Source organism: Leucobacter sp. M11, from assembly GCF_035726885.1.
In the GTDB taxonomy this organism is placed as follows: domain Bacteria; phylum Actinomycetota; class Actinomycetes; order Actinomycetales; family Microbacteriaceae; genus JAPFRB01.
In genome coordinates this window covers 621,734-631,596 of sequence record NZ_JAPFRB010000001.1, presented here as the reverse complement: position 1 = coordinate 631,596, position 9,863 = coordinate 621,734, and the positions used below count along the sequence as shown (strand labels likewise).

At 70.3% G+C, this 9,863-nt stretch carries 12 protein-coding genes and 1 riboswitch; of the genes, 7 read left to right on the top strand and 5 right to left on the bottom strand.

What is annotated here, in order from left to right:
* Together OOT08_RS03255 and OOT08_RS03250 are read right to left on the bottom strand one after the other, a co-directional pair.
* Window positions 1-924 (bottom strand): MFS transporter (locus OOT08_RS03255; RefSeq protein WP_325091109.1); only part of this gene is annotated, 924 nt, incomplete at its 3' end.
* 80 nt (window positions 925-1,004) lie between these two features.
* The gene (locus tag OOT08_RS03250) at window positions 1,005-1,739 is read right to left on the bottom strand and encodes a siderophore-interacting protein (RefSeq protein WP_325091108.1); all 735 of its coding nucleotides are present in this window, start codon (window positions 1,737-1,739) and stop codon (window positions 1,005-1,007) included.
* 88 nt (window positions 1,740-1,827) lie between these two features.
* Here OOT08_RS03250 and OOT08_RS03245 point away from each other — a divergent pair, with 88 nt between their 5' ends.
* The gene (locus tag OOT08_RS03245) at window positions 1,828-2,400 is read left to right on the top strand and encodes a TetR/AcrR family transcriptional regulator (protein WP_325091107.1); all 573 of its coding nucleotides are present in this window, start codon (window positions 1,828-1,830) and stop codon (window positions 2,398-2,400) included.
* A 51-nt stretch (window positions 2,401-2,451) separates the two neighbouring features.
* Here the strand turns inward: OOT08_RS03245 and OOT08_RS03240 are convergent, their stop codons facing one another.
* Window positions 2,452-4,191, bottom strand: a complete 1,740-nt coding sequence (locus OOT08_RS03240; RefSeq protein WP_325091106.1) for an L-aspartate oxidase — start codon at window positions 4,189-4,191, stop codon at window positions 2,452-2,454.
* Window positions 4,192-4,268: 77 nt separating this feature from the next.
* On the opposite strand from OOT08_RS03240, the gene OOT08_RS03235 reads away from it, so the two are divergent.
* Window positions 4,269-5,201, top strand: coding sequence for a LysR family transcriptional regulator (locus OOT08_RS03235; RefSeq protein ID WP_325091105.1), 933 nt, complete (start codon window positions 4,269-4,271; stop codon window positions 5,199-5,201).
* On the opposite strand, the gene OOT08_RS03230 is transcribed toward OOT08_RS03235, so the two are convergent.
* Window positions 5,198-5,458 (bottom strand): hypothetical protein, encoded by a 261-nt coding sequence (locus OOT08_RS03230; protein ID WP_325091104.1) that lies wholly within the window; start codon window positions 5,456-5,458, stop codon window positions 5,198-5,200. The genes OOT08_RS03235 and OOT08_RS03230 overlap by 4 nt on opposite strands.
* Window positions 5,459-5,573: 115 nt before the next feature.
* Window positions 5,574-5,739: riboswitch (M-box (ykoK) riboswitch) on the top strand.
* Between the two features lie 47 nt (window positions 5,740-5,786).
* Between OOT08_RS03230 and OOT08_RS03225 the strand changes: the two genes are divergently transcribed.
* From OOT08_RS03225 to OOT08_RS03205, 5 genes are all read left to right on the top strand, one after another.
* Window positions 5,787-6,095: a hypothetical protein gene (locus tag OOT08_RS03225; RefSeq protein ID WP_325091103.1), complete on the top strand. Its 309-nt coding sequence runs from the start codon at window positions 5,787-5,789 to the stop codon at window positions 6,093-6,095.
* A gap of 44 nt (window positions 6,096-6,139) precedes the next feature.
* Complete coding sequence (locus OOT08_RS03220; RefSeq protein ID WP_325091102.1) at window positions 6,140-7,090, top strand: magnesium transporter CorA family protein; 951 nt, start codon at window positions 6,140-6,142, stop codon at window positions 7,088-7,090.
* Window positions 7,091-7,146: 56 nt separating this feature from the next.
* Complete coding sequence (locus OOT08_RS03215) at window positions 7,147-7,383, top strand: hypothetical protein (RefSeq protein ID WP_325091101.1); 237 nt, start codon at window positions 7,147-7,149, stop codon at window positions 7,381-7,383.
* A 72-nt stretch (window positions 7,384-7,455) separates the two neighbouring features.
* Window positions 7,456-8,427, top strand: a complete 972-nt coding sequence (locus tag OOT08_RS03210) for a CorA family divalent cation transporter (RefSeq protein ID WP_325091100.1) — start codon at window positions 7,456-7,458, stop codon at window positions 8,425-8,427.
* A gap of 11 nt (window positions 8,428-8,438) precedes the next feature.
* Complete coding sequence (locus tag OOT08_RS03205) at window positions 8,439-9,320, top strand: CorA family divalent cation transporter (RefSeq protein ID WP_325091099.1); 882 nt, start codon at window positions 8,439-8,441, stop codon at window positions 9,318-9,320.
* 27 nt (window positions 9,321-9,347) lie between these two features.
* On the opposite strand, the gene OOT08_RS03200 is transcribed toward OOT08_RS03205, so the two are convergent.
* The coding region (locus OOT08_RS03200; RefSeq protein ID WP_325091098.1) for an AAA-associated domain-containing protein at window positions 9,348-9,863 on the bottom strand (516 nt) is incomplete at its 5' end.

The following is a 9,863-nucleotide window of genomic DNA, read 5'->3' as shown; positions in this document are numbered from 1 at the left end:
CGCGGCGGCCAGCACGAGTCCCGCGCACCCCGCGGGAATTGCCGCCCCCGCGCGCACTCGCTGCGCGAGGAGCTGGCCGAGCGCCATACCGGCGAACGCCAGGAACACGATGCCGCCCGCCAGGGCGTGGTTGTCCAGGCGCAGGTGTTGGGCGAGAAAGAGCGCGGTCACCGCGGTCAGCACGCCGGTGATGGCGAAGCCGGCCCCGGCGGCGAGGACGGCGCGGGCGAAGGCTCCCCGCAGCTCCCGGGGGACGCGGAGGCGCTGCGGGCGGATGCGGACGGGGCCCCGATGCGCGGGCGCGGGGGTCCAGAAGCCCAGCGCGAGGAAGGCCATCACGCACAGGCTCAGGTGCACCGCGACGGGGAGGGTGAGCGGGTGCGGGGCGAGCGAGGCGAGCGTTCCCGCTAGGAGCGTGCCGAGCGCGAGGCCGCCGGAGTGCGCCGCCACCGCGACCGCGGCTCCCCGGGCCCGGCGCTGCGCGGGAAAGAGATCGATGACGGCGGCGGTTCCCGCCCCGCTCATCAGCCCCGCCCCAAGCCCGGACACGACCCGGGCGGCCACGAGGAGTGGCAGCGATGGCGGGAGCTGGAGGAGGAGGGCGCTGCCGAAGGCGAAGCTGACAGCGATGAGGAGCACCGGGCGGCGGCCGAGATCGTCGGAGAGTCGCCCAAACGCGAGCAGGGCCCCCACGACCCCGAGCGCGTACACCGCAAAGAGTACCGGAATGGTCCGCGGGGAGAACGCGAGTTCGGTTGCGGAGATGGAGTGCAGCGGGGTGGGGATCGTGGTGCCCATCATCGTGACGAGGAACGCGAACGCCGTCGCGATGATCGCGGCGCGATCGGCGGGCTGCTGGGCGTGCGGGTGTGGGGCGTGCGGGTGTGGGGCGTGCGGGTGCGGGGCGCTGCGGGCGGGTGGCATGGGGGTCCTGAGGGGGCTCGGGGGTGGGTGCTCGGTGAGGGGTCGGGGCCGGGGCTCGTGCGGCCGTGCGGCGCGTGCCGCTATTCCTGGTGGTCCCCGACGCCCCGTCGCCAGTAGCCCTGCGTGTGCGACTCGGAGAGCTGGACGGGCCGCAGGAGGCGACGGAACTCCTGGGCCGCGTGGGCCTCTGCGGCGAACCAGACGCCCGTGTTCGGGTCGAGGCGGGCGCGCGGGGCGGCGGCCACGAGGAGCGATCCCGGCGCGTCCGTGCGTCCCCGAAGCAGCCAGGTGATCGAGGCCTTCGGCGGCAGCTCCAGCTCCTGCTGGTCCCCGGGGGAGCCGAGCTCCACGATCGCGTGCGCGGGGCGTTCGCGGTGCTCGCGCTCCAGCATTGCCGAGATCGCGGGCAGCGCGGTCTCGTCGCCGAACAGCAGCAGGGAGGCGGCCGAGGCGCCGGGGGCGCCGCTCGGGCGTGGGCCGCCGATGCGCGCGGGGGAGCCGACGCGGCAGCCGAGCGCCCAGGCGGTCATCGTGCCCCCGTCGTGCAGGAAGATGTCCACGGTGATCTCGTCCCGGATCGGATCGAATCCCCGCACGGTGTAGGCGCGTCCGTGCTCGCCCGCCCCGCCGGGGAGCGGGACAAAGAGTTTCACCCAGGCGCCGGGGGCGTCATGCACGGTGGGGGCGAGGTCGTGGCCGCCGAGCGTGACGCGCAGCATTCGCTCGCTGATCTGTTCGCGGGCGGTGACCGCGACCTCGCGGAGAACGGCGGCCCGACGCGGTGCGCGCGGGGGAGTGGCGGTGCGGGTGATCATGGGCATCCTAAGTTTCGAGGCACTGTGTACCGCAATGCTATCCCGGCACTTCTGGAACAGCAAGCACCGAAAGTGCTACGGTCGTCGCATGGCCGAAAACACCCGCCCCCTGGGACGCCCCCGGAGCGAAGACGCGCGACTCGCCGTGCTCCAGGCCGTCGATAACCTCCTCGTCGAGCAGGGCTACGCCGCCATGACCATGAAGGGGATCGCCGAGGGCGCCCGCGTCGGCCGCCAGACCGTGTATCGCTGGTGGTCCTCGAAGGCGGAGATTCTGCTCGAAGCGAGCGCCGCGGACGCCGTGCGCGAGCTGACCGTGCCCCCCGGCCCAGACGCCGAAACCGAGCTGAGCGGCTTCCTTGCCGCGCTCGCCGAGTTTCTCACCGCCTCCGACGCCGGACTTGCCTACCGGGCGCTGCTCGGCGAGGCCCAGCACGACCGGGCCGTCGCCGAGCTGCTCCGCGGCTCCGACGTGCTCGGCGATGCGGCGCGGGCGGTCCTCGCCCGGCTGCGCGACCGCGGTGAGCTCCCCGAGGGAGCCGCCCTCGACGCGCTCGCCGCAGAGCTCATCGGCCCCCTCCTGTTCCGCATCCTCGCCGAGGACTGGCGACCGAATGCCGAGGCGCTCAGGACGATGGCGGCGCGCTTCCTGCGGCGCTGAGGCCCGGCGAACCGGGCCCGCCCGCCCCGGTCGGGGCGGGCGGGGACCGCGCTACTCCACGAGCTTGCCCGCGACCGAGACCTCGGTCATCAGCTCCGCGATCTCCTCCGGGATCGGCGGGATCGACTCGCGCGTGATGCCGCCGGAGGGCGACCAAACGAGGTTCACCGTCAGCTCGGGATCCGTCTCCGGGAAGTCGCTGCGGTTGTGGCAGCCGCGCGTCTCGCGCCGTTCGAGCGCCGCCTCTAGGGTCGCTCGGGCGGCGAGCGCGGAGGCCTTGAGGTCGAAGGCGTGCGCGAGGTCCTGGAAGCCCGCGATGTCCGGGTGAATGCCGACCCGGTTCATCCGGTCCTCGATCTCGTCGAGCTTCGCGAGTCCGGCGCGCAGGCCCGCCTCGTCGCGCACGACGCCCGCGTGCTCGGTCATCATGTTGCGGATTTCGCGCTGCAGGGCCCGCACGTTCTCGTGGCCGTCCGCCGCGAGCAGGTCGTCGATCTCGGCGCGCGCCGTCGCGAGGGACTCGGGGGAGCGGGGCTGGGCGTCGAGGGCCGCCGCGTACGCTCGGGCGGCGCGGGCCACGATGCGCCCGAAGACGAGCAACTCGATCAGGGAGTTGCCCCCCAGCCGGTTCGCGCCGTGCAGGCCGCTGGAGGCCTCGCCGATCGCGTAGAGCCCCGCCACGTCGGTGCTGTGGTCCTCGGGCCGGACCCACACCCCGCCCATCGAGTAGTGCGCGGTCGGGGCGATCTCGATGGGTTCGCGCGTGATGTCTCGCATCTGGAGCTCCATCATGGTCTGGTACACGCGGGGCAGGCGCTCCATGATGGTCTGCCGGGGGAGGTGGGAAACGTCGAGCCAGACGCCGCCGTTGTCCGTGCCCCGTCCCGCCTGGATCTCCGTGTACGCGGCCAGCGCGACCCGGTCCCGCGTGGACAGCTCCTTGCGCTCGGGGTCGTATCGCTCCATGAAGCGCTCACCCAGCGCGTTGCGGAGGATGCCGCCCTCGCCCCGGGCCGCCTCGGACACGAGGGTCCCCGCCGCGGTTTCCGGCTCGATGATCCCGGAGGGGTGGAACTGCACGAGCTCGGGGTCCCGCAGCCGCGCCCCGGCGTCGACCGCCAGCCGGAAGGAATCGCCGGTGTTCTCGTCGCGGCGTGAGGAGGTGCGCCGCCAGATGCGGTTGTGCCCGCCCGCGGCGAGGATGACCGCGTCGGCGTGGATCAGGTAACGGGTGCCCGTGTTCAGGTCGAAGCCGTAGGCGCCGCAGACCCGGTTGTCTCGAACGAGGAGACGCGTGACGTAGACCTCGTCCAGGATGGGCACGTTGAGCTGCGCGGCCCGATTCACGAGGGTGCGCTGGATTTCGAGGCCCGTGTAGTCCCCGGCGAAGGCGGTGCGCCGAAAGGTGTGCGCCCCGAAGAAGCGCTGAGAGATGCGCCCGTCCTCCTCGCGGGCGAAGGGCATCCCGTAGCGTTCGAGGTCCTGGATGCCCTGGGCGGCGCCGCGGGCCACGATCTCCACCGTGTGCGGGTTCGCGAGCAGGTAGCTTTCCTTGATCGTGTCGGCGGCGTGCTGCTGCCAGCTGTCCTCGGCGTCCATCGTGCCCAGGGCGGCGTTGATGCCGCCCGCGGCGAGCGAGGTGTGCGCGTCGCTGCGTTGGCGCTTGCCGATCGCGAGCACATCGGTGCCGAGCTCGGCGAGTTCGATTGCCGCGCGGAGGCCGGAGCCGCCCGTGCCGATGACGAGCACCGTGGTCGAGATCTGTCGTTCCTGAGGGTGTGTGGGGGTCATGGGCTCAACGCTAAAATCGGGCTCTCGATTAGTCCAATGAATGATGTGAGTCATTTCAATGCTGATACGCTATCAACATGAATCTGGAACAGCTGCGGGGTTTCGTAGAAGTTGCCCGGACCGGGCATTTCACGCGCGCCGCCGCGCACCTGCACCTGGCCCAACCCTCGCTGAGTCGCCAGATTGCGAGCCTCGAAAGCGACCTCGGTACGGAGCTGTTCCACAGGGTTCGGGGCAACATCACGCTCACCGCGGCGGGCGAGGCGCTGCTCCCGCTGGCGCGCCGGATGCTCGCCGACGCCGAGGCGGTGCGGCACGAGATGCAGGAACTGGCCGGGCTGAAGCGGGGCCGGGTCCGACTCGGCGCGACGCCGACGCTCTGCATTAGCCTCGTCGCCGAGGTGCTCGCCGCCTTCCACCTCGAGTATCCGGGCATTCAGTTGCACCTCACGGAGGGCGGGTCGCGCGGGCTGCTGGAGGAGCTCTCGGGGGGCGGGCTCGATCTCGCGGTGATCACGACCTCGGCGGAGGACGGCGCGGCGGGGCTGCTGCGCATCCCGTTACTCACGGAGGAGCTCGTCGTGATTTCCGCCGCGCAGAGCCCCCTGTTCGGCTCCCGCGCCACGCTCAGCCTCGCGCAGCTGGCCGAGCTGCCGCAGATTACCTTTCACGAGAGTTATGACGTTCGGGCCGCCACGATGCGCGCCTTCGCGGACGCCGGGCTGACGCCGAACATCGTGTTGGAGGGCTCCGAGATGGACGCCGTGCTCCGCTGTGTGGAGCGCGGGCTCGGCGTCGCGGTGGTGCCCGCGATGGTCCTCGCGGACCGCCCGGCGCTGCGCTCCGTGCGGCTCCGGGACGCGGGTCTCGGCCGCACCGTGAGCCTCGCGCACCGCGCCGAAGTGCCCCTCGCCCGGGCGGCCCGGGCCATGCACGACCTCATTATCGACACCGCGAACGTGCTTTCGGCGGTGACCCCCGAGGTGGACGGCCTCGTGGTGCGCGCCTAGTCCGGGCGTCGCCCCGACAGGCGGAACCGCCGGATGCTCAGCACGGTCCCCGTGACGGCGACGGTCAGTGCGAGAACCGCGATCGCGAGATAGCGCAGCTCGGAGGCCGGGCTGTAGGGGAAGGTGTCGGCCCAGTTCAGGCCGAAGCGCACGATTCCCGCGCCCACGAGCCAGCAGATCAGCACGCGCACGAGGAGCGCGAGCCAGCGCGTGCCGCGGGCGGCGTCCGCCTCGGCGGGGGAGCGGTGTTTGACCATGCCCTCAGGCTAGTGCGCCCGGCGCGGCCGCGGGTGCCCCGGGGCGCGCGGGACGGGGTGCGGCCCGCTCGTCCTTGCGTCATTTGCGCAAGTGATTGAATGTTGTTACGGTAGAGACGCGCTTCGTTCGGTGAGGCTCTTGCGTGAACACAGGCCACTGATCTGACGGCATCGAGAGATGCTCAAGATCAGGACAGGTTCCCTCGGATTAAGGGGGTTCCCCAAGTGGCTGCCATCTGGCTACGTCACGCAATGCCGAAGCTCTGACATGGAAGCGCAGTCCCCGAGTCGATGACTCACCTCTGCGAGCCGTGAGAGGAAACGAGCAATGCCCGCAGCGATCACCCCGTCCCCCCTGCTCTGGCAGGTCACCCCACCGTCCCCGATCCCCGGGGGCAAGCGCCGACGCAGCACCGGCGCCGAACCCTGGCGAAGTCAGTCCTTCGCGTCCGAGACGCCGAAGGACGCCAAACGTCGAGCCACCCGATACGAGAAGTTCACCACCCGAATGGTGCTCCTGAGCAGCGTGCTCACCCTCGGCGTGACCGCCGGGTTGCACGTGTTCAACTACGGCCTCGAAACGAAGACGTCCTCCACCTCCGGCACCCACAGCAACTTCTACAAGGAAGACGAGTGATCGCGGGCCTGCCCCCCCCGTCCACTCCCAGAGAAAGTGACCTCATGAGCACCATCGATCAACACGCCCCCCGCTCCGGGCACGTCGAGTCGCTGAGCGGCGGCCGCTGGCAGCGCGTCCGCGGCGACGACCCGCAGCTGCTCAGTCAGCTGCACGCGGACCACGGCATCGACCTGCGCGGCGCCGCCGCATCCTCCGTCGCGACCGTCGACGACTTTGTCACGCTGGTCGTGTCCTTCGTGGACCGCGACAGCGGCTCCTACCGAGAGAGCAGCATCGTGATCGCCGTCGGCCGTGACACCGTGATCACCCTGGAGCCGCTGAGCGGCTGCGCCCCGCTCGACCTCGCGTATGCCCGCATGGAGCGGGACGGGCGGGAGGGCGACAGCCCCATCGAGATCGCGGCGAGCGTCCTCGAGAGCGTCACCGACACGACCGACGAGCTCGTCACTAACCTCAGCTCAGGCACCGAGCACATGATGACCGAGACGAGCATGATCCTCCGCAGCCTGGAAACGAAGAAGGCGCGCGAGTTCGGCGTCAGCGACGTGACCGCGACCCAGCAGGAGCTGGCCGACATGGAGGAGCTGCTCTCCTACTGCATGGAGAGCCAGCTCGTGCTCGCCGAGGCCGCCCGGCACCTCCGCACCCGCACCCGGGGCCGGGGCTGGGACAACCGCACGGATCTCGACCGGCTCATCGAGGACATCGAGGCGATCGAGCCGCACATCGACTTCGTGCACGACCGGGTTCGGCTGCTCCAGCAGACCAATAACCTCGCGCTGAACGTGAAGCAGAACCAGATCATCAAGGTGTTCTCGGTGGTCACCGCGGTGTTCCTGCCCGTCATGCTGCTCTCCACGTACTACAGCATGAACTTCGAGCTGATGCCGATCCTCAGCTGGCAGTTCGCGGAGCCCATGATCATCGTGCTCAGCTTCATCTTTGCGATGCTGCCGCTGATCTATGTCCGCCGCCGCGGATGGTTGCGCTAGGCGGCTCGCCCGCGCACCGACCCCCTCCCCAGCCCCCTCTTCCAAAGGACCGAAACATGTCAACCAAGAACCAGCAGCCCAGCTCGAACACCCCGAACGTCTGGAGCTCTCGCCTCGAGCTGAACAGCCTCGGCACCGACCTGCCCAACTCCCATGCCCCGGGTGCCGAAGAGCCCCGCCGCGCGCGCAGCTCGAAGATCGAGAAGGAAATCATCAGCGCCGTCGTCGTGCTCTACGCGGGCATCATCGCCTGCTTCGCCGGCCTGCACATCTACGGCCTCACCCTGGGCTAGCCCCGGCCGCCCGAGACCCCCTCACGCGTGCCTCGCCCCCGCTGCGAGGCGACCACAGAAAGTTGTTCGACCATGACCGAAACCACAGCGCACACCGGGAGCACGACGCTGCCCGTTCCCGCGGCGCAGGCCGAGCTGCCCCGCAGCGGCTGGCTCCGCGTGCGCGCCACCGACCAGGCGATGCTGGCAAATATTCGCCGCCAATACGAGCTCGAACTGGACCAGCAGGTCTTGCACCCCGTGTACGAGAACCACTTCGCCCTGCTCCCGCTCGACCTCCCGTTGCCCGACTCGCCAGGGAGCGGCTCGGGAGACCCCGGCACGGTCTTCACGGGCGCGCGAATCCTGGTCGCGCTGAACGACGAGCTCCTCATTACCGTCGAGCCCGATCACCCCGTCGAGGCGCTCGCCACCGCCCAGACGCGGATTGCGCGCCTCCCCGAGTCCGCCACGACGCGGGAGGCGCTCCTCGTGATCATCGAGGGGCTGAACGATGCGATGCAGGACACCGTCGATCGGATCTCCCTCGTGCTGAACCGCCTGGCCGATGAGGCCGTGGACAGCAGCGGCGGCTACAAGATCGGCGGCCGTCAGGTCGGCGTTGCGGACATCGCGCAGACCGCCGTGTCCCTCGGCGGCGCGGAGGAACTCATCGCGCGCACCGTGCAGGGCCAGCTCATGCTGGAGCGCGTGGCCCGCCGCGTGCGTCGCTCCAGCGGCCACGCCGCGCAGGAGTACTCCACGCTGCTGTCCGACATTCAGGGCGGCCGCCGCCACGCCCGCTTCCAGCACGCCAAGGTGCGGAACATTCAGCAGTCGCTCATGACCACGCTCGATCTCAAGCAAAACCAGATCATCAAAGTGTTCACGGTCGTGACCGCGGTGTTTACCCCGCCCACGCTGATCGCGGCCTACTACGGGCAGAACTTTGCGAACATGCCCGAGCTCGCCCTGCCGTGGGGCGAGTGGTTCGTGATGGGCACGACCGCCATCTTCGCGCTCGTCCCGCTCGCCTACATCAAGCGGAAGGGGTGGCTGCGATGACGCTGCGGAGCGTGACCCAGCGCACTTGGACCCGCGCGTTCGTCGACGGACCGGACGACCTGCTCCTCGCGGAGCGGGCGATCGCGGCCCGCATCGGCCAGGAGGGGCGCCGCGGGCTGGAGGGGGCCTTCCCCCTCCGCCTGGTCACGCCCGATGCGGACGGGGCCCGGGTGAGCGAGCTCACCGTGCTCCTTCGCCCGGATGAGATCATCACGCTGGAACCCGGCAACGGGGTGCCCCTGCTCCAGGACGTGGAGGCTCGCCTGCTCTGGGACGACGACGGGGACCGCGGCGCGACCGGGGTCGGCGTGGCAATCGTCCGGGCCGGATTCCAGGCGAACGCGGACAGCCTCGGCATGATCGAGGCCGACATCCGGCAGATCCGGGCCTCAATGCACGGCTTTGCAGAGGAGGCCGGGAGCTCCCGGGGCATGAGCGTGAGCGACCTGCCCGGGGTCGGGGAATTACTCACCGACATCGACGCCGTGCTCTCGCACGTCTCCTACTCGGTGGGGCGGTTGACCCAGCTCGCCCGGCTGCTCCGCCGGGCGGCAAACGGGGGCGAGGTGATCTCGCGGGACGAGGTTGATGCGCTGATTCAGCAGGGCGATGCGCTCTCCGGTCGGGTCGAGTTCCTCGTGGAGCGGCAGCGCTTCCACGCCAGAGGCACCGCGGAGCAGATCGCGACGAGCGACCTGAATATCGTGAAGATCTTCACGGTGCTCTGGGCGATCCTGATCCCGGGCTCGACCCTGATCAACTGGTATGGCCAGAACTTCGAGTTCATGCCGGAGCTCAGCTGGTACTCCTCCAGCTGGGTGCAGATCCTCGGGGTGTTCTGCCTCGCGGTGATCCCGATCTACACGGTCAAGCGCGCCGGTCAGCTGCGCTGAACGGGGCGGGGCCCGGCGGAGCAGCTGCTACGCCGGGCCCCCGTCGGTCCCCTCTGGCGGGGCGCTCAGGAACTCGCTGAGGCCCGCCGCCACCTCCGTGAGCACGAGCTCGCCCGTGTCCGCGTCGTAGTCAAAGAGCTCCCCGTAGCGGCCCCAGTCGATCGCAAGGTCGAGCTGCTTCTGCGCGTCCTCCGAGCTGAAGCCCCGCCGCAACAGGTCCCGGAAGAAGTCGTCCCGCAGGGCACCGTCATTGCTGTGTTCCAGCGCGCGCACGATCGTGCCAACGAGCGGCGCCCGGGTCACGGCGAGCCCCGCGAACAGCTGTTTGCTGGCCTGGATGTCCGCGCGCTGCCACTGCCACCCCGTGTCGGTCAGGAACGCCTGCGCGCCCTCGATTTCCAGGAGCCCGAGCAGCTCCGCCGCGTCCACGATGGGGAGCAGATCGTCCACGTCAAAAGACAGCTCGTCCGCGAGGTCCGGCAGATCCGTCTGGCCGTCGTGGGCGACCACGATCTCGACGAGGCCAGCGAGCCCGCCAACGGT